The organism is Enterococcus sp. C65 (assembly GCF_040887165.1).
Classification (GTDB): Bacteria; Bacillota; Bacilli; order Lactobacillales; family Enterococcaceae; genus Enterococcus_B; species Enterococcus_B hirae.
On record NZ_JBFOFG010000009.1, the window covers coordinates 97,130 to 116,994 of the forward strand.

A 19,865-nucleotide genomic window follows, 5' to 3' on the forward strand; every position below is an offset into this window, starting at 1 on the left:
TCAGATTTTTTGTTATTTCATTTGGAAGGAAAATGGGGCTGAAGGATCAACTTTGATTCTGTAGTAACCACCAGAAGTTAGATTTTGGTCTTACTTTTTGGGATTGATACATTCACCAGTTCCACAAATGATAGAGCCAATTTATCAGAAGTTTTTGTATATAAAGTAACAGATACTTTTTAGAAAATTGCATGACTGATTATTCGATTAGGCAACGGGAATAAAAAGAATTCATTAGATCGCACAAGATAAAATACTAAATTTTATTCTTTCCAGAAATAAAAGTTCTATCTCCATTGCGTACGTCATGTATGATGATTCAATGATAAATCAAACAATGGGGGAGAAAAGACAATGCCAGAAATATCTAATGAAACTTTCGCTGAGCAACAACCTGCAGAAATAGTAAAAAAAGTAGAAATAACAGAAAAAAGAAAAAAGGAACTTGATAAACTTGTTGGAACGATTGAGGTTTCACTAGCTGGTAAATTAAAAGGAAAGACATATGAGGAGATCGTTGAATCGGTTGTGTCTAAGATTATAAATAAGAAGGTAGAGCAATCTGAACTTGGGAGAGTATTATACTCACTAGATCTTTCTGCCCAATTATATCAGCAGGTCGTAAAGGACTATAACATAAAACGCTTAATCAGCCATGATGGTCCAAGCCAAAGTAGAGTTTCTATAACCAATTCTGTGGTTATAGAAAATATAGAGAGCGCATTAGATTCTCCACAAATAATAACAGAAGATCAATCGGTCGAACAAAAAGATAGTTCAAAACCAGAAAGCATTCAAGAACAAAAAACAAGTAAGTTGACAACTGAAAAGCTAACGTTCAGGAAAAGGATTAAGAAGTGGGGTCAATCGTTAAACATTTTCAGAAAGAGTAACACAGATAAACAAGAGAATATAACAAATCGTCAAGGAATTGAAATGGATAAGGGTGGGGTACCTTTAAAAAAAATATTGAGACGACAATCGAGCAAAACTAATGATGCTTGTCATAATAATAATCAATACCAACACATTGCCCCTCTAGAAAAGGGAGATAGGAATCACTAGCAAGTATCCATAGATCGTGCAAAATTGAAACTTAGCATTTAGGGAGTACTAACAGAAATCAAGTCACAATTTTTTGCTATGACATAATCAAAGGAGAATCTAATCATTTATGCTATGATCAATGTATAAGCAATGAAAGAAGTGGAGAAAATGATCAAACTGAAAAGAGTGTACAGTGCGCGCGAAAAGGGTGATGGCTTTAGAATTTTAGTTGATCGAATATGGCCAAGAGGGATATCAAAGGAAAAAGCACAGATTGATCTATGGTTAAAGGAGATTGCACCAAGTACTGAGTTGAGAAAATTCTTTGGACATCTTCCTGAACGTTTTCCTGTTTTTGAAGAAAAATACCTAGAAGAGTTAATGACAGATCAAGAAAAGCAATTGGCAGTCAAGCAGCTAGCTGAACTCTGTCAAAACTATCCAATCGTGACCTTAGTTTATGGTGCAAAGAATGAACAGCAAAATCAAGCCGTGGTGCTAAAAGGGTTGATGGAAAGGAAGCTGAATCGATGATTATTGGCATTGTTGGGGCAGGCCCCAGAGGACTAAGCATGGTAGAACGATTGATCCGAAACAATCGGGAAAACCAACATATCCAGATCTGTTTATTCGATCCTGATGGGCCTGGTGGTCGAGTCTGGCGGCTCGATCAACCAACAGAGTTATTGATGAACTCAGTCTCTCAGCAAGTTACGCTTTTTACAGATGAAACATTAACAAGTGGCGGAGAGATTTCACCGGGGCCTAATTTATATCAATGGAGCCATACAGAGGCGAAAAAGTATATCGAAAAGCAACAGTTTGTGAATAAAGAATTTTTTTTGGCAGAAGCCGGGCGCTTACGGGCTAATGAACCAGCTACCAGATGTTTTTATGGCTTGTACCAGCAGTGGTTTTATGAACAATTAAAAAAATTAGCACCGCATTCATTCACTATCGTTCGATCCTTAGTGAAAGAGATTGACAAGATAAAGACAGGTTTTTACTTGAAAACAAACGAACAGCATTTAGTAGTAGATCAGTTAGTGATTACTACGGGACATTGGGAAAATAAAGTATCCAAAGACGAGAAAAGGTTTTATGACTATGCTGAAAAAGAGCAATTGTTCTACCAACCGCCAGCAAATCCAGCTGATGTTTCCGTAGAAACTATTCCGCCAAAAGCCACAGTGATTCTTAGAGGATTAGGTCTAAGTTTTTTTGATTATGTAGGTTTACTTACCGAGAATAGAGGAGGTAAGTTTGAAAAACAAGGAGAGAAATTGGTATATTTGCCGTCTGGACGTGAGCCGATCGTATACTGCGGGTCTAGAAAAGGGTTGCCCTATTTTCCTCGAGGAAAAAATGAAAAACGGGGAGGAGCAATGGCTGTTCCTAAATTGATCACCAAAGAAAATTTAGCAAAGCTTTATCAAAATCAACAATTAACTGGGAAACTGTTTTTCGACTTGCTAAAAAAAGATGTCGAACTTTTTTATTATAAGAAATTAATTGAGGAAAAACATCTAGCTATTTCACCAGTATTATTTGAACAAATCTTTTTAACACGTGATCAAAGTGATTGGCAAAAACAATTTCCTGAATTACAGCCTTATCAATGGGAGTGGGATTTTTTTGAAACGCCTATCTATCATGAGAAGCATGACTTTCAAAAAGAAAGTCGAAAGTTTATTGATTATCAAATCAATGAATCAATGAAAGGAAATTGTACTGGGGCGCTTGCTTCAGCTTTTGATGCGTTAAAAGATTGGCGTGATCCTGTCCATCTGGTCATTGAATGGGGCATCTTCACTGCCAAAGAATACAGAGAAGTATTATGGGGTTGGTTTACTAAGCTCAATGCTTTTCTCACGATCGGTCCGCCAGTTGTTCGGACAAGAGAATTAGCCGCTCTGATTGATGCGGGTATTTTCACAATCGTTTCCCCACCGCTGGAAATCAAAACAGAGGCCGGTTTCTTTATCGTAGAAAACGAGGGACAACGGATTGAAAGTCGCTACTTGATTGAAGCCCGACTCCCGCAGACGGATTTGACACAAACAAAGAACCCAGCATTAAATAGCTTGAAAAAACATCAGCTGATTCGTCCTTTTACTTATCAGGACACGACTGGCGTGTATGAAACTGGTGCAATTGATATCAAACTAAGCACCAATCAAGTCTGGAACAAACAGGGAGAGCTAGAAGAAAATTTATATTGTTTAGGGATTCCGGTCGAAGGTGTGGATTGGTTGACAGCTACAGTCTCACGACCATATACCGATGCTTGGAATTTGAGGCAAATCGATAAAGTGGCACAGCTGATTCTTGGAAGGACAACCAATTGAAGCAAAAAACACAACCGACTCTAAAGGCTAGATCATTCATCTAACTTTTAAGATCGGTTGTGTTTTACTAATTAATAATGATTCTTTGGGTTATAAAAGGGATGATTTTCTTGAATCGTTTAAAGATTAGCGAGCTACACGTTTACGCATCGCTTTTTTACGATTTTCTTCGATCATTGTTTCTTTTTCATCAATGGGATCGATTACTGTTTTTTTAACTGAAGCTACCAATCCAGCAACAGCTGCTGCTGTTGCAAGACTACCGACTAAAATTCCAGATACAAATTTTTTCATTAAATCCACCTCGTTTATTAGTTGTTGCTTCTATTATGTAACAAATTGAAAAAAAAGGCTAGTCTGACGTCTATTTATTGGAAACCTTTACAAATTTTCCTTGAAAATATTTACTAAATGTTTTATTATAAATTTACTAAATAAATAGCAAAGGCATCAGAAACAAAAGAGTCATAGTTTCAAACGATTCAAAACGTACTTTTTGCTGCTTTTGTAAAAAAAGGAGTGTTTTCATGGCAATCTTGGTATTGGGTGGCGCAGGTTATATCGGTTCACATGCTGTTGATCGGTTGATCAATCAAAACTATCAAGTGGTAGTAGTGGATAATTTATTAACGGGGCATCAAGCAGCAATTCATCCTAAAGCACAATTTTACAAAGGTGACATTCGGGATAAATCTTTTTTACAGTCTGTTTTTGAAAAAGAAACGATCGAAGGAGTCCTTCATTTTGCAGCTAGTTCATTAGTGGGAGAGTCTGTTGAGAAACCATTGAAGTATTTTAATAACAATGTCTATGGTATGCAAATATTGTTAGAAGTGATGCATGAATATCATGTGAAGAATATTGTCTTTTCATCTACAGCAGCCACTTATGGTGAACCTACAGAATCACCAATTACCGAAGCAACTCCTACGAATCCAAAAAATCCGTACGGTGAAAGCAAATTGATGATGGAAAAAATGATGAAATGGTGTGACCAAGCCTATGGCATGCGATATGTAGCATTGCGTTATTTCAATGTAGCAGGTGCAAAAGCAGATGCATCGATTGGGGAAGATCACACACCAGAAACGCATTTAGTTCCTATTATTCTCCAAGTAGCTCTAGGTCAACGTGATTCTTTGGCGATTTACGGTGATGATTACGATACACCCGATGGAACATGCATCCGAGATTATGTTCAAGTGGAAGATTTGGCTGATGCCCATATCTTAGCTTTAGAATATTTAAGAGCGGGGAATGAAAGTAACTTCTTTAATCTAGGGAGCAATCAAGGCTACTCCGTCAAAGAAATGCTTGAAGCCGCTAGAGAAGTAACAAATCGAGAAATTCCAGCTAAGGTGGCACCACGTAGAGCCGGAGATCCAAGCCGGTTGGTCGCTTCCAGTGCTAAAGCTGAAGAAATCTTAGGTTGGCGACCAGCTTACACAGATGTAAAAGAAATCATTAAAACAGCCTGGGATTGGCATGTGAGTCATCCCCATGGTTATGAGGAGTAGAGAGAAGATGACAATCAGTCAAACGATTTGTGATTTTACGACACTAGCAATTGAAGCTGGTGGCTGGATGGAAATGGATCGAATTTATTTACAAAATCGAATTTTGGGAATGATCGGCGAAGAGGCTTTGGAAAACACTGAAGTGCGCCCTGTTTCAGAAGAATCGGTGGTGTTACTTGATCGGTTAGTCGAACAAGCCAAAAAAAATGAAGTGGTTACTGATTTACCAGCTGAAATCGAAATCTTTGAAGCACAATTAATGGATTTTTTAACACCACCACCATCAGTAGTCAATGCGTTTTTTGCACAACATTACGCAACAAATCCAGAAGAAGCAACAGACTACTTTTATCAATTGAGTAAAAGAAATGATTATATCAAAACCAGAGCGATTGCGAAAAATATCAGGTATACGTATCCTTCAGAATATGGCGAATTAGAGATTACGATCAACTTATCCAAACCTGAAAAAGATCCTAAGCAAATTGCTGCCGAAAAACATGCCAAAAAAGTTGATTATCCTGAGTGTATGCTTTGTATGAACAATGAAGGCTATAAAGGACGTTTAAATTATCCAGCTCGCACCAATCATCGAATCATCAGAATGAATCTTGATGGGGAAAGTTGGGGATTTCAGTATTCTCCATATGCTTATTACAATGAACATTCGATCATCTTGTCAGAAGAGCATCGTCCTATGAAGATTACGAAAGAAACATTTTCACGTTTATTAAAAATCACAGAGGTTTTACCACACTACTTTGTTGGTTCAAATGCAGATCTGCCAATTGTTGGAGGATCGATTCTGTCACATGATCATTACCAAGCAGGGCGCCATGAATTTCCAATGGCTAAAGCTCCAATCGAACGATTAATCAAATTATCGGATTATCCTCAAGTAATCGCAGGTGTTGTCAAATGGCCGATGTCTGTCATTCGTCTGCAAGCGACGGGGAAAGAAATCCTAGTGGAAGCTGCTAATAGTATTTTAGAAAAATGGCATCAATATTCAGATCCCGCGGTAGCAGTGACGGCATTTTCTAAAGATGGTACGCCCCATCATACGATTACACCAATTGCTAGAAAACGCGAAAATTATTTTGAACTCGATTTAGTGTTACGAGATAACAATGTCTCTGACGAACATCCAGAAGGGATTTTCCATCCTCACCGAGATATTCAGCATATTAAAAAAGAAAATATCGGTTTGATCGAAGTCATGGGATTAGCTGTTTTACCACCTCGTTTAAAATCAGAAATGGCAGAAGTAGAAAAGTATTTGCTTGGACAAGAAAATAAGATAGCTGAGTATCACATGGAATGGGCGAAGGGCTTGAAAGCCGACCATCCAAATGTGACAACTGAAACAGTAACAGAGATCGTTCAGCAAGCTATTGGTAAAGTTTTTGCTCGTGTGTTGGAAGATTCAGGGGTATTCAAACGCGATATAAAAGGTCAAGAAGCTTTCCAACGCTTTACTGCAACGCTTTAAGAAGAATGCCCGAGTGGAATAGATAGGAGGAGAAACAAGTGGCAACGATTAAAGATATTGCAAAGTTGGCAGGGGTTTCTCCTGCTACTGTGTCAAGAGTCTTAAATGATGATCAGGAGTTATCAGTTAGCCTAGCAACGAAAAGAAAAATTTTTGAGGCTGCTGAAGAGCTGAATTACACGAAGCATCATAGAAACACATCGTTGAATCAAAAGTCGTTGCGTTTGATCCAATGGTACAATGATCAAGAAGAATTAGAGGATCTCTATTATCTTGCTATTCGTTTGGGAATAGAGAAAAAGGCAGAGGAATCAAATGTGACTTTGCTAAAGGAAACGTGGGACGCTATCAGTGATAGACCGACAAATGGAACGATTGCTCTAGGAAAATTCGATGAGCAGCAGTTGATTGAATTGAAGCAGACACAAAGCAATCTGTTATTAGTTGATTTTGATGGAACACCCTATAACATTAATTCATTAATCGTTGATTTTCAAACAAGTATCCAAAAAGTGATTGATTATTTTTTTAACCAAGATAAAAAAACGATTGCAATGCTTGCTGGTAGGGAATACACCAAAAAAGGACATCAACGGATTGATGACCCAAGGATTGCCGCCTACCAACAAATCATGGCTGGTAAAGGATTGACTACAACGATCATTGAAGCAGATTTTTCAGTTGAATCTGGCTATCGGAAAGTCAAAGAATACTTAGATAGTGGACAGTATTCGTTTGAGGCGCTGTTTGCAGCAAATGATACACTAGCGATCGGTGCATTGAAGGCAATTAACGAAAAAGGTCTGAAAGTACCTGAGGATATCTCATTGATCGGATTCAATGACATTAGTGTAGCAAAATATGTTTCCCCAGCTCTTTCGACAGTCAAAGTTCACACGGAATGGATGGGGGAACTGGCGGTAGAGACCGTGTTACAAATGATGAATGAAAAAGCACCTGTTTCGAGAAAAATCATTGTAGAAACGGATCTTATCTTGCGTGAGTCTACAAAAAACTAAAGAACAAATCAAGAGAAAGTTGCGAATGATTGCAACTTTTTTTCTTTTTTTCTGAAATGAATTGTCTTTTTCTTAGCAAGAAGTATGCTACAATATAAAACGATAGAAGTTAGTAGAAAGGATGCATCAAAATGATTACATTAGGGATAGACACCGCTAATCAAACTTTAGCTATCGGCGTGATTGAAGATGATACTGTCTTAGGGCAAATCCAAATCAATAAACAGAAAAATCATAGCGTTAGTTTGATGCCGGCTATCGATCAGTTATTCTCAGCACTCGGATTAGCACCAACCGCTATCGATCGAATTGCTGTTTCCGATGGACCAGGTTCATACACCGGTCTAAGAATCGGTGTAACTACTGCAAAAACACTTGCATATACATTGGGTAAAGAACTTGTGGGGATTTCAAGTTTACAAGCAATTGCTGCTAATTGCCGGAACGTAAATGGGTTGATCGTGCCTTTATTTGATGCAAGAAGAAAAAATGTTTATGCTGGTGTGTACCGAAGACAAAATGGAAAATTAGAAACAGTTCTTGAAGATGTACATATTTCAATTGAAGAACTGCTTAAGCAACTGTCTCAGTTCGATGAACCTATCTTATTTGTCGGAACAGATACGCAAAAATTTACGAATGAAATAAAGGAAGTATTACATGAAGCAGAAATAAATAAGGTGCTTGAATGGGATCTTCCTAATGGCTGTACGATTGCAACATTAGGGGCCAATCGTGAACCAGTAAGAGATTTAACCAATTTTGTACCACGTTATTTGAAAAAAGTAGAAGCAGAGGAAAAGTGGTTGGAAACCCACACTCCTGGAGACGAAAGATATGTTGAAAAAATTTAAAGCATATGCTAGAAGTTTATTCTATGAAAAAAAAGAATTTGCTACTAAGATAATTGAAAATCAAGGGAAAAGCTATCGAATAAAAGAGCTGATGCCTCGAGATATCAAAGATTTATTATCGATTGAACGCCAGGTATACAATGGCGAATTACCATGGACAAAAAGTGCCTTCCTTTCTGAATTAAATTCACCTTTTCAAAATTTATATTTAGGAATACTAGACGGTGAACAGTTAATTGGATTTATAGGTGCGAGAATTTTTGGCTTGGATTGCCATATTACAAATATTGCGGTTATTCCTGTGTACCAACGAAGAAATATCGGTACATTGTTAATTGACGAAATTGAAAAATTTGCTATAATGAATCGCTGTGACACACTCTCTTTAGAGGTGAGAATGAGTAATCAAGATGCCCAAAGACTCTATCGGAAATTAGGATTTCAATCGAACAAAGTAAAAAAAGGGTATTATACCCAAACAAATGAAGATGGATTAGAAATGATCAAATATTTAGAAAAATGAGAGGTACAATTGATTTATACTAAGAATGACTTTGAAGATGAACAGTTAGCGTCTTGTTTATGGGCGCTTTGTGAGGAAGCATATGAACATGGTTCTCCTTGGACCAAAGACCAATTTTTAATGGATATCCAACAACCACATACGCAATATTACTTATTGGTGGAAAATTCGCTACTCCAAGGATTCATTGGTTATTCGAAAGTTATCGATGAGACGGAGATCACGAATATTGCTGTGGCAAAAAAACTGCAAAAAAAAGGGTATGCACGTCAGTTATTACGCTTTTTATTAGACCGAGAAAAACAAGCAGGAACATATAATGTTTATTTAGAAGTACGAACGTCTAACCTAGCAGCTCGTCATCTTTACCAATCAGAGAAATTTAGAGAACTAGGGAAACGAAAATCTTATTATCATGATCCAGTAGAAGATGCGATCATTATGAGTACAAAGTTAAAAACGGAGACGATGAAATGAAAGAAGAATTGATCCTGGCAATTGAATCAAGTTGCGATGAAACGAGTGTCGCAGTTGTGAAAAATGGTGATGAGATTTTAGCCAATGTCATTGCTTCACAGATTAACAGCCATAAAAGATTTGGCGGTGTTGTTCCAGAGGTAGCAAGTCGCCATCATGTAGAGCAAATCACCTTATGTATCGAAGATGCTTTGGCGGAGGCAGGAACTTCTGTTGAACAACTGAGTGCTGTAGCGGTTACTTATGGTCCTGGTTTAGTTGGTTCGTTACTGATTGGGATTTCTGCCGCTAAAGCTTTTGCTTGGGCGAACAATTTGCCTTTGATACCTGTGAACCATATGGCAGGTCATATTTACGCTGCACGCTTTCAAAAGCCTTTTGAATTTCCGCTACTAGCATTGCTTGTCAGTGGTGGACATACAGAGCTGGTCTATATGAAGGAAGACGGGAACTATCAAATCATCGGTGAAACGAGAGACGATGCCGCTGGAGAAGCTTATGACAAAGTTGGTCGTGTCTTAGGTTTGAGTTATCCAAGCGGAAAAGAAATCGATCAGTTAGCGCATCGTGGTGAAGATACCTACCATTTTCCAAGAGCCATGATCCATGAAAGTAATTATGATTTTAGCTTTAGTGGTTTAAAAAGCGCCTTTATCAATTTAGTACACAACGCCCAACAACGTGGAGAAACTCTTGATACAAATAATTTAGCTGCTAGTTTTCAAGCGAGCGTTGTGGACGTTTTAGTCAATAAAACCCTTCGTGCTTGTAACGAATACCCAGTCAAACAATTGATTGTAGCAGGTGGAGTTGCAGCCAATCAAGGATTGCGTGAAACACTCGAAGAGGCATTGAAAAAAGAACATCCAGAAATTGAACTGCTGATCCCTCCATTAAAACTTTGTGGTGATAATGCAGCAATGATTGGAGCAGCTGCGCATGTAGAGTTGAAACAAGCCAATTTCGCTGATCTTCGTTTAAATGCGAAACCTAGTGTGGTATTGAATCAAGGAGGAAATGAGTAAAATTCACCTTATTTTCGTATACATGGCAAGAGCGGTTGAGAAAAACTTACTTTGTAGTAAGTGAAATCGATTAATTAATGAAATACGAAAGTTAGAATATCATTTTTATTTTTACATCTATTAAAGAGTTTGGGACAATCTTTTATTTGTTCCAAGCTTTTTTTGACTTAAAATTTCTAAATTTGGAAATTTTTGTTCTATTGTTCAAATCGTTATATTAATAAGAGATCTCGCGATAATATGGATTAGAGATTAAGAATACAAATGACGTAAATACTATGTTCTCAGCAAAATCGCTTATTATAATAACTATTTCTAAATAGTAATTGTTATTTTGCGAGTAGTGATTTTATTACAATGGTTATTTGTTTTGAAGGCATTTATTTAATTGTCTTAAGAAATAACATATGCTAATATGGATGGTAGAAATGCTTTTATGTGTTATTTTTTAATGGTTGTTTAATTATTTTGATAGGAAAAGGAGAGTTAGAAGATGAAATATGTGTTACAGAGTATGGTTTTAATTTTATGTAGTTTCTTTTTTACGTCTTATGTTGATGCTGCCGGGGCGATTTCGCAAGATGAGCAAATGATCATCCAAGAATTGACTCAACCTATTTTAATTCAAGGCAAAGAATTTCAAATGCCTCAAACATATATTACACAAACTGAAAATTATTTAAAACAAAATGATTTATCCAAGTCACAAGTGGATACAGCAGTAAAAAATATCCAAAATGTGAAGCAAAAACTGACTAATTTAGACATTGATTTGTCATCGGTTCATACGATAAATGATTTAATAAAAATTATCCCTAGGGAAACAATTTTGGAAATTCAGCAATTGATTTCATCAACAGCGGATGCTTTAGGATTAGTCGTTTTAAGTTGGAATAAAGGGTATGTTGAGCTAGGCGCACAAAACTCTGATGGCTCGATTTCAGCAGTGTTCAACTCGAAACAACCGATTAAACAAACGGGAACATTCCCTATCTCAAGCATTCTTGCAATTGGATGTTTAATGATGACTGCGACAGGTGCATTCATCGTAGGAAAGAAAGTCAAACTTGCATAAAAAAAAGAAAAAAATAAAAAGAATAGGCGGAATGATTTTTACCCCTATCTTTTTTTTGATCATGGGTTATTCGCTAATGTATATTATTGGGCGACCTGTCATTCAGTTTACGACTTCTTCCTTACGATTGTTTCTGCTTTCGGATATTCCAAAATATGAAAAAAAGACACAACCATCAGCTAAAGGTATGTCAACTAGTGAGTTAGAAGAAAAACGGAAAACAATTGAGTTGGAAGGAGAGAACATTCCCTCCAGTAAAATCGATTATCCAAGAAGCGGGTATCAATATGGACAGGTTGATGTTGCTTCTGTAAATTTGAATGTGCCCTTATATTATGGAGACTCAGATGATATTTTACGAGAGGGTGCTGGACAATACATGGGGTCTGTGTATCCAGGTGAACATGGGACTACATTGATTGGTGGGCATAATAGTAGTGAATTTGGAAAATTAAGTGCTGTCAAAATTACGGATAAGATTAACATTTCCACTAGTTATGGTGAGTATGTTTACCAAGTATACGAAACAAAGATTTTAGATAAAAATGCGAAATTGATTAGTCAACTTCTAGTTCAAAAACAGCAAGGAAAACTGATTTTGTATACTTGTTATCCAGTCGATAGTATTGGAATGACGGATCAAAGATTATTTATTCTAGGCGATCTCATTAAGGGGCCAATGATCCAACCAGATAAATAATGAATTGAAAAATTGCGCTACTCATGTGTTAAGCAAAACGCTTTGAAAAGAGGTGGATTTACCAAAAAAGAATCAAATGATCAATCGAATAATCGCTTGTTTGGCTCACTAAAAATGAAGTTAGTGGATAAAAAATTTCGAAGTGGGGCAATTTAAGCTGCAATGAGTTTGTGAAATTTTATGGTCTTTTCTTACATTTGGTAAAAATAGTTATGAAAAAAAGAAAACAATGGCGAAAAGTGCCAAAAATGATTCTTGCTTTTATCTGTTCGCTTAGTTTATTTGCAATTTTTGTCTTGGGCATTCTTAAGATTACTTTATTCAATCAAAATTTTATGATCCGTGCAGTGGAATCCTCACATTATGGGGAAACGATCACTAAAGAGATCAATCACACAATTGCTGATGCAGGAAGAGGCGCCAATATCTCCCAAAAATGGTTGAATCAGACAGTTTCAGAAAGCTTAGTAAATGATAATATCAAACAATATATTCATAGTATCTATGCTGGCTCAACCTTTCAATTAGAGGGGGAGAAGCAAATAGAAGAGACAGTCCAAAGCCAATTAGAAAGTTATGGAAAAGAAAAGAATTACCCAAGAAATGCAGAATTTGAAACCACAGTAAATAAACTAAAAAAAGTGAGTATTGAAACAGTTCGGCGTGATATCGAAATCCCTTATTTTGCGTTATACGGCAAAAAAATAATGGCTTATACATCCACTCTTAACCTGTTGCTCATTTTTGCAGTCGCTTTTTTTGGAATCTTATTTTCCGCAATCATTTCGCTTAACAAACCTTTCTTTCATTTAATTATCCGTTACCTTGCTTATGTGATCGGTGGAGCTGGATTAATGGTAGGGGCTTTACCGACCTATTTGTATGTAACTCGATTGATTGAACGATTGGGTATTCATTCTGAAGCTCTATACTTATTTTTAACGACTTATTTGAAAAATTTTCTCTTTATGTTTATGAAATTTGGTCTTTTCAGTATCCTGTTGAGCTTGTTCCTATTTGGCGTAAGTGAGTTTTTCAGAAAGAAAATAGTTCGACGTGAAAAATAGAATAGAAAGGGGCGAAAAGATGGAAGCGGTTATTAATTTGAATGAGATACTAAGCTGGTTAAAAAAGCGGATACTGTTGATCATTTGTTCATTGATCGGCGGTTTCGCCGTTGCGACTGGAGTAACTTATTTTGTTATTACTCCAACATACAGTTCATCGGCTGAATTGATCGTTCAATCGAAAAACGAAATCGTCAACCATAATTTACAATCAGAAGTACATGCAAATGTACTCTTGATTAATACATATAAAGACATGATTTTAGGAGATATCGTACTTAATGAAGCAACCGAATACTTAGAAAATAAATTTGCTTATTACTTAACGAAAGATCAATTGAGAAAGAATATTCAGATTATTCAATCTTCAGATTCACAAATGTTCCATATCAAGGTGATGTCAGATGAAGCTGAAAAAGCTGCGAATATAGCAAATGTTCTTGCTTATACTTTTGAAGAAAAAGTAAAAGAAGTTTTAGACGTAAATAAAGTAACGATCACATCAATCGCGCAAGCAAATCAGCTACCGGTTTCACCCAATAAACGGTTGAATCTTTTTCTTGGTGCATTTTTAGGTTTACTTCTAGGGATCGGGATGGCTGTCTTGTTAGAAATATTGGATAAAACAGTAAAGGATGAGCATTTTCTCGCAACGATGGGGTATCCAGTCTTAGGGATAATTAGTGAAATGAGTAATAAGGAAATTGAAAGTGGGCAATCGATTCAACTCACAACATACTCTCGACAAGGAACTCATACACATAGACAACGAGCGCGTACACATCTAAGCAGAGAAAATCGGTTCACACGAAAATAGATGAGGAGACTAATACGTGAAAAATAATATGAAAAAAAAGGGTGTTCCTCTGATTAGTGCTAGTAAACAATCGTCCATGATCTCTGAACAGTATCGAACGGTTCGATCAAATATCCAATTTAGCTCATTTGATCAGGATATAAAGACAATCGTCGTTACTTCAGCAGGTCCAGAGGAAGGGAAGTCAACTGTTTCAGCGAATCTAGCGATTGTTTTTGCAAATAGCGGGAAGAAAACACTCCTAATTGATGCAGATTTAAGAAAGCCAAGTGTAGAAAGTACATTTCGTTCAACCTCGAACAGTGACGGACTAACTAACCTGTTAAAAAAAAGAAATGAATCAGCTTTCGTATTCATTCATGAAACAAATATTGCACATTTGTGGACGATGACCAGTGGACCAAAACCTCCCAATCCTTCTGAATTACTCGAGTCAAGCCGAATGAATGAAATCATTGACGAATTAAGCATAAATTTTGATTTGATCATTTTTGATTTACCGCCTGTTGTGCCTGTGACGGATGCACAGATACTAGCTTCAAAAACAGATGGTACAATCATTGTCGTGAGAGAACGAAAAACGCTAAAGCAAGAATTGTTCAAAGCAAAGGAACTATTGACGATCGCTCAGGCAAATATCTTAGGGATTGTCTATAATGGAGTAAAGAAGTCGAAAGATATCAACTACTATTATTGAGGTAGTAGATGGTGTGTTAAAATGATTGAAAGAAAATGTTGATCAAGATCGTGCATATCAAGTACTAAAGAAGGTGATTTATTGATTAAACCAAATAGAAAAATCAAAGCGATTAGTTTGGTGCTACTCGATAGTTTTCTGATCATACTTGCTAATTACATCAGTTTTATATTTATGGTTCCATTTGTTATCATCAATAGGGATTATTTGGCAATAACACTCATTTCATCAGTTGTTTGTTATCTGTTCTATGGTGGGATCTTTAAAGTATTTACAAGAATCAATCGTTATACGAATCTTAATGAGTTGTTAGGGATCTTTGCGGCACTCACTTTTATGTTATTTTCAATTTTTCCTTTGTTTTACTTGTTTAACCAGGAGCTCATGTACCAGATTAGTTTGCGATTAGTTGTTTTTTCTTACATAATGGCACTTTTATTGATTGCTAGTAGTCGGTTAGGCTGGCGGGTCTGGGTTGAATTGAAAAATAAAAATGGTCGTTCGAATGAAAAAAAAGTACGAATCTTGATCATTGGTGCTGGAGAGGGTGGACAATTACTGTATCAAAGTTTTTTAGGTTCTCAAATTGTGAATAATATTGAAGTTGTGGGCTTTGTCGATGATGATTGTAACAAATGGGGAACTTATCTTTTAGGTAAAAAAGTACTGGGAAATACCCGTGAAATAAATCAATTGATCCAGACATTCCGTATCAATATGGTTACGATAGCGATTCCTTCGTTACCAAAAAAGAAGATCCAACAGCTTGTTCAATCCATTGAAAATAAGAATATCAAGGTAAATATGGTTCCCTCTTTTGAAGAAGTAGCTACCGGAAAAATCAATGTTTCGCAATTAAAAGAAGTAGATGTGATCGATCTATTAGGAAGAGAGGAAGTTTCCCTTGACCTAGAAAGTATCAGCCATCAATTAGAAGGACAAACGATTTTAGTAACTGGGGCTGGGGGCTCGATTGGTTCAGAGATTTGTCGGCAAGTTTTGGCATTTGAACCAGCAAAGTTGATTTTACTTGGACATGGAGAAAATTCGATTTATTCGATTCATCGAGAACTAACTACATTAGATCCTCAGAGGAAAGTAGAGATTCTACCAATCATTGCTGATATTCAAGATAGAGAACGCATCTTTTATTTGATGGAAAAATACCATCCCACGATTGTTTATCATGCAGCCGCACATAAGCACGTTCCGCTGATGGAATATAATCCCACAGAAGCAATTAAGAATAATATTAACGGAACAAAAAATGTGGCTGAAGCAGCTAAAAAAAATCATGTTAAGAACTTTGTGATGATTTCTTCTGATAAAGCAAATCGCCCGCCAAATGTGATGGGAGCAACAAAAAGAATCGCAGAAATGTTAATCACAAGTCTGAACCAATCTGGTGAGACCAAGTTTTCGGCTGTCCGTTTCGGGAATGTACTTGGGTCTAGAGGTAGTGTTATTCCACTGTTTAAAGAACAGATTTTAAGAGGGGGACCGATCACTGTCACCGATTTTCGGATGACCCGCTACTTCATGACGATCCCTGAAGCGAGCAGATTAGTTATTCAATCAGGTGCATTGGCTAAGGGAGGAGAAATTTTTGTTTTGGATATGGATAAGCCGATCAAGATCGTGGATCTAGCTAAGAATATGATCCATTTGAGTGGTTATACAGAAGAAGATATCGAGATTGTCGAAACAGGGATACGTCCTGGGGAAAAATTATATGAAGAATTGCTATTAGAAAAAGAAAAGAAAGAAACGCAAATTTTTGAGAAGATTTTTGTTGGGGACATTAAAGGCTTTTCTTTAAAAGAAGTCACCCAGCTAATTGAACAGTTACCAGAAGATGAAAGCGAAGCAGCCAAGAAAGTTATAGCGTTTGCAAATGCTTCTAATGAATGAAGAAAAGATAGAAATGATGATTGGAAAAATAAATCAATCAGTGAATTTTTGCTGTTAAAGGCGCACGGGGAGATAGAAAATGAAAACAATTGAAGCAAATGGGTACTCATCAATTGATGAATTAACGAAAAGTAACCAAAAAATTTTAGGAAGGTTACTTTACCTACTGGGATTTACACTCTGTATTTCGCGTGTTTTTTTCGGGATCAATATGTCAATAAGTGATGTATTTATGGTGCTATTAGTTGGCTACCTTCTACTAATGAAAAAAGTGGTGTTCAGTAAACAATTAGTACTATTTTTTATTGGGGTTATTTGTTGGAGGTTATTGTCCACGATATTGTTAAGTTCATGGGTGGATACTTCTGTTTCTCTTTTTTCAGTCATCATGACGGGACAAAAATTTTTCGTCAATCTCCTTTATTTGATTCTAACGATCTCGATACTTCATATAAATCCAGAGTTGAAAAAAGATTTTTTATCTGGGGTAAAAGTCGGAACACTTTTTTTTGGCTGTCTTAGTATGTTCATTTTTCTAGTAGCTCCAGCAAGTTTGAAATCATTTGTTTTGTTCGGTGATCTACGTTTGAAAGGATTCATGAATGATCCTAACTATTTTGCTTATCTTCAAACATGTGGCTACTGTATCTGGTACTTAAGACCATTTAAAGGTAAGTGGAAGAACCTGATTGCATTCATGGGTTATACATCCTGTATTTTGTTATCTGCTTCCAAAACAGGGGTTGTAGCGTTTTTAGTAATCAATTTGTTATTTCTAATTCAAAAATTATTTAGGAAAAATATCAACGTCAAACATCTTGTAATGACAATCATGACAGCGAGTGTATTGATTATCGGTACGCATTTTCTTTTTGCTGATTATGTAAGTAATTTAATTGCACGTTTTCTTTCCATTCCGCAATTTGTCCGATTTGAGGGAGTCTTCACTAATTTTTATGGCGCAATCGTTGCTGGAGGTTCCGGTAGAACAGAAGCTTGGAAAACAGCACAACTTTTGTTAACGCGGACTCATTTCATGGGTATCGGTTTCGTTGACTACTCTTCAGTTGCTTTATCAGTTAGTGGAAGCCCGACGATTGCTCATAATACTTTTTTACAAATAGCTGTTGAATGGGGAATAGTCCCAGCAATGATGGGAATGTTGTTGGTATTTGGTCAGTTTGTCAGAAAATTATTGCTGAAAAAATGGTTGCTGTGTCTCTTAATATTAGCGAATATTATTTTTTCTTTTAGTATTTCTTTACAAAATTCACGATTACTATGGATCTTAGTAGGTTTACTCGTTGTGAAAGAACAGGCATCTCTAGTAAATGGAAAAAAGGAGCAGTCAAATGATTAGTGTGATTATCCCCACTTTCAATGCAGAAAAATCGATTGAGCGAGCAGTCAATTCTGTACTAAGACAAAGCTATCAAGATTTTGAAATCATTATTGTCGATGATCGATCAACAGATCATACTTGGGAACTTTTAACGAAATTAAAAAAACAAGATCAACGTATCAGAATCTATCAAAACGCTAGAAATTCTAAAAGTGCTTATACTCGCAACCAGGCAATCAAACATGCACGGGGGAACTACATTATGCAACTAGATGACGATGATTATTGTCACGTAGAACGTATGGCAAAGCAAGTAGCGTTTTTAGAGGCTCATCCAGAATTTGGTTTTGTTGGCAGTAATGCCTATTTATGGGACCAAGAGGGTGTCTATGGTGAACGGGTGGTCAAAGAACGACCTGAAATAAAAGATCTCTTGAAAACGAGTCCGTTCATCAATCCATCGGCTATGTTTAGAAAACACATCTTAGAATCTGTAGCGGGTTATCGAGTTTCAAAAGATACTGTTAGAGGACAAGATTATGACCTATATATGCGGTTATATGCGAAGGGACACAAAGGTTATAATTTACAAGAAAACTTAGTTTATTACTATCAAGATAAAGAGTATTATAAAAAAATTTCTTGGAAAAATCGCCTTGGGGAAAGTCGGTTGAAATATCGTAATTTCAAAGAATTACAGGTTGCTAAAGTTCATTATCTGTATGTCTTGAAACCACTAATAGCGATAATGATTCCTAGACACCTCCTATTTTGGCATCAGCACCGCAAACAAGGATGAAAAGGTTTCTTTGTTTCCTTTACAAATAAATCAGGCTTAGACAAAAAATAAAACATACTAAGATAAGGGCAGCCTCATCTTAGTATGTTTTTTTATTCTCTTAAAGCAGGCGTCACAGCAGTTTTACAAAAAGTAAACCGTTTCTTTTGGTAATCTAATAAACCAGAATCTTTTAACTGTTTGATTACTTGTCCAGCAGTCTCTCTCGTTGTCCCACTATTAACCGCTAATTCTTTTAGTGTGATAGGGTATGGAATTTCGACATGGCCATCTGTGGTTGGTATGCCAAGCTCTTCTTTTAAAATGAATAAGTTTTGTTTCACTCGATCAAAAGCGCTAGAAGTTAAACCGATCTGTATCCGCAGTTCGTGCATCGCTACTACTTTTGAGATTTTATGGATCATATAGAGTAATTGTTTTGGATTGTTTTTCGCAATTTTTTCATAACAAGATACTGGGAAAGAGAAAGTTTCGATGTCTGTCATTGCTTGAGCAGTGTATGAATAAATTCCTTCTTCAAAAATACCAGACATTGGGAAAAGGTTATTTGGATTGACATAATCATAATAATAATAAGTAGCACTTTCATCATATCGTTCTAGACGAACCAATCCTGATGTTAAAATGTAGAGACGTTGTCGTTCATCTCCTTCATCAAATAAAATTTGTCCTTTTTTATAAGAACGAAGGATCGTATGCTCTTTAATGAGCTCAAATTCCTCGTCAGTAAAGTTTTCAAAATCAGGTTGATAGCGTAACTTTGAAAAATGATAATCAATTCTATTTATACGCATAAAACTCCCACTCCTTACTTTCAGCTACATACTATATTGTGACTGGTTTTGGATTAAATGTAAAGTTTTAACCTAGAAGAAAAATCATGGTTAAAAAAGTAATTTTATTCTTTGTGATCAGTCTTTTTTGTTATTATGAATAATTTATACAGATAGATTGCATAATTCTTTTTAATGATTGGTATTTTTGTATAAAAAACACAATTATTACATAAAGCAAGCGCTATCAACCTTATGAAATATCGAAAAAGAAAATATTCAAAAATAATTTTTTAATGAATAAATATTTTTTTGAGAGAGTTTTCAGTATAAAAAAAGTGATAAAAGTTAATAAAAAATGTAAAAACGTGTATTTATTTAA

At 36.1% G+C, this 19,865-nt stretch carries 20 protein-coding genes; 18 read left to right on the top strand and 2 right to left on the bottom strand.

Features of this window, described 5'->3' with window-relative positions:
- Positions 1-354: 354 nt before the first annotated feature.
- The 3 genes from AB3I12_RS11110 to AB3I12_RS11120 all read left to right on the top strand — a co-directional run bounded on the left by AB3I12_RS11110 (position 355) and on the right by AB3I12_RS11120 (position 3,395).
- Positions 355-1,065 carry a hypothetical protein gene (locus AB3I12_RS11110; RefSeq protein ID WP_063627258.1) on the top strand — a complete coding sequence of 237 codons (711 nt, stop codon included), beginning with the start codon at positions 355-357 and terminating at the stop codon, positions 1,063-1,065.
- A 150-nt stretch (positions 1,066-1,215) separates the two neighbouring features.
- Complete coding sequence (locus AB3I12_RS11115) at positions 1,216-1,581, top strand: DUF488 domain-containing protein (protein WP_025480161.1); 366 nt, start codon at positions 1,216-1,218, stop codon at positions 1,579-1,581.
- Positions 1,578-3,395, top strand: a complete 1,818-nt coding sequence (locus AB3I12_RS11120) for an FAD/NAD(P)-binding domain-containing protein (protein WP_063627257.1) — start codon at positions 1,578-1,580, stop codon at positions 3,393-3,395. Before AB3I12_RS11115 ends, AB3I12_RS11120 begins: the two co-directional genes overlap by 4 nt.
- A gap of 126 nt (positions 3,396-3,521) precedes the next feature.
- On the opposite strand, the gene AB3I12_RS11125 is transcribed toward AB3I12_RS11120, so the two are convergent.
- The gene (locus AB3I12_RS11125) at positions 3,522-3,689 is read right to left on the bottom strand and encodes a DUF3042 family protein (RefSeq protein ID WP_010718848.1); all 168 of its coding nucleotides are present in this window, start codon (positions 3,687-3,689) and stop codon (positions 3,522-3,524) included.
- A 233-nt stretch (positions 3,690-3,922) separates the two neighbouring features.
- Here AB3I12_RS11125 and galE point away from each other — a divergent pair, with 233 nt between their 5' ends.
- The 15 genes from galE to AB3I12_RS11200 all read left to right on the top strand — a co-directional run bounded on the left by galE (position 3,923) and on the right by AB3I12_RS11200 (position 18,710).
- Positions 3,923-4,912, top strand: coding sequence for a UDP-glucose 4-epimerase GalE (galE, locus tag AB3I12_RS11130; protein ID WP_010737796.1), 990 nt, complete (start codon positions 3,923-3,925; stop codon positions 4,910-4,912).
- 7 nt (positions 4,913-4,919) lie between these two features.
- The gene (galT, locus tag AB3I12_RS11135; RefSeq protein WP_063627256.1) at positions 4,920-6,404 is read left to right on the top strand and encodes a UDP-glucose--hexose-1-phosphate uridylyltransferase; all 1,485 of its coding nucleotides are present in this window, start codon (positions 4,920-4,922) and stop codon (positions 6,402-6,404) included.
- Between the two features lie 38 nt (positions 6,405-6,442).
- A complete protein-coding gene (locus AB3I12_RS11140) occupies positions 6,443-7,423 on the top strand; it encodes a LacI family DNA-binding transcriptional regulator (RefSeq protein ID WP_063627255.1) in 981 nt (326 codons plus the stop codon).
- Positions 7,424-7,554: 131 nt separating this feature from the next.
- On the top strand, positions 7,555-8,277 hold the full coding sequence (gene tsaB, locus AB3I12_RS11145; RefSeq protein ID WP_010718852.1) for a tRNA (adenosine(37)-N6)-threonylcarbamoyltransferase complex dimerization subunit type 1 TsaB: 723 nt from the start codon (positions 7,555-7,557) through the stop codon (positions 8,275-8,277).
- Positions 8,261-8,800 carry a ribosomal protein S18-alanine N-acetyltransferase gene (gene rimI, locus AB3I12_RS11150; RefSeq protein ID WP_063627254.1) on the top strand — a complete coding sequence of 180 codons (540 nt, stop codon included), beginning with the start codon at positions 8,261-8,263 and terminating at the stop codon, positions 8,798-8,800. The genes tsaB and rimI (AB3I12_RS11150) overlap by 17 nt, the downstream gene beginning before the upstream one ends.
- A 9-nt stretch (positions 8,801-8,809) precedes the next feature.
- Positions 8,810-9,277, top strand: a complete 468-nt coding sequence (rimI, locus tag AB3I12_RS11155; protein ID WP_063627253.1) for a ribosomal protein S18-alanine N-acetyltransferase — start codon at positions 8,810-8,812, stop codon at positions 9,275-9,277.
- Positions 9,274-10,302 carry a tRNA (adenosine(37)-N6)-threonylcarbamoyltransferase complex transferase subunit TsaD gene (tsaD, locus tag AB3I12_RS11160; RefSeq protein ID WP_010718855.1) on the top strand — a complete coding sequence of 343 codons (1,029 nt, stop codon included), beginning with the start codon at positions 9,274-9,276 and terminating at the stop codon, positions 10,300-10,302. Before rimI (AB3I12_RS11155) ends, tsaD begins: the two co-directional genes overlap by 4 nt.
- Positions 10,303-10,795: 493 nt before the next feature.
- Positions 10,796-11,377: a hypothetical protein gene (locus tag AB3I12_RS11165; protein WP_034698353.1), complete on the top strand. Its 582-nt coding sequence runs from the start codon at positions 10,796-10,798 to the stop codon at positions 11,375-11,377.
- Complete coding sequence (locus tag AB3I12_RS11170; protein WP_331245434.1) at positions 11,370-12,077, top strand: class D sortase; 708 nt, start codon at positions 11,370-11,372, stop codon at positions 12,075-12,077. Before AB3I12_RS11165 ends, AB3I12_RS11170 begins: the two co-directional genes overlap by 8 nt.
- Positions 12,078-12,289: 212 nt before the next feature.
- On the top strand, positions 12,290-13,144 hold the full coding sequence (locus tag AB3I12_RS11175; protein ID WP_081248821.1) for a hypothetical protein: 855 nt from the start codon (positions 12,290-12,292) through the stop codon (positions 13,142-13,144).
- A gap of 19 nt (positions 13,145-13,163) precedes the next feature.
- Positions 13,164-13,961 carry a YveK family protein gene (locus tag AB3I12_RS11180; protein ID WP_063627252.1) on the top strand — a complete coding sequence of 266 codons (798 nt, stop codon included), beginning with the start codon at positions 13,164-13,166 and terminating at the stop codon, positions 13,959-13,961.
- 28 nt (positions 13,962-13,989) lie between these two features.
- Positions 13,990-14,658: a CpsD/CapB family tyrosine-protein kinase gene (locus tag AB3I12_RS11185; RefSeq protein WP_063627710.1), complete on the top strand. Its 669-nt coding sequence runs from the start codon at positions 13,990-13,992 to the stop codon at positions 14,656-14,658.
- 81 nt (positions 14,659-14,739) lie between these two features.
- Positions 14,740-16,569, top strand: a complete 1,830-nt coding sequence (locus tag AB3I12_RS11190; RefSeq protein WP_063627251.1) for a nucleoside-diphosphate sugar epimerase/dehydratase — start codon at positions 14,740-14,742, stop codon at positions 16,567-16,569.
- A gap of 79 nt (positions 16,570-16,648) precedes the next feature.
- Positions 16,649-17,929, top strand: coding sequence for an O-antigen ligase (locus AB3I12_RS11195; protein WP_063627250.1), 1,281 nt, complete (start codon positions 16,649-16,651; stop codon positions 17,927-17,929).
- Positions 17,922-18,710 (top strand): glycosyltransferase family 2 protein, encoded by a 789-nt coding sequence (locus AB3I12_RS11200; protein WP_010718863.1) that lies wholly within the window; start codon positions 17,922-17,924, stop codon positions 18,708-18,710. Before AB3I12_RS11195 ends, AB3I12_RS11200 begins: the two co-directional genes overlap by 8 nt.
- A 92-nt stretch (positions 18,711-18,802) precedes the next feature.
- Here the strand turns inward: AB3I12_RS11200 and AB3I12_RS11205 are convergent, their stop codons facing one another.
- Positions 18,803-19,504 carry a Crp/Fnr family transcriptional regulator gene (locus AB3I12_RS11205; RefSeq protein WP_010718864.1) on the bottom strand — a complete coding sequence of 234 codons (702 nt, stop codon included), beginning with the start codon at positions 19,502-19,504 and terminating at the stop codon, positions 18,803-18,805.
- Between the last annotated feature and the right edge of the window lie 361 nt (positions 19,505-19,865).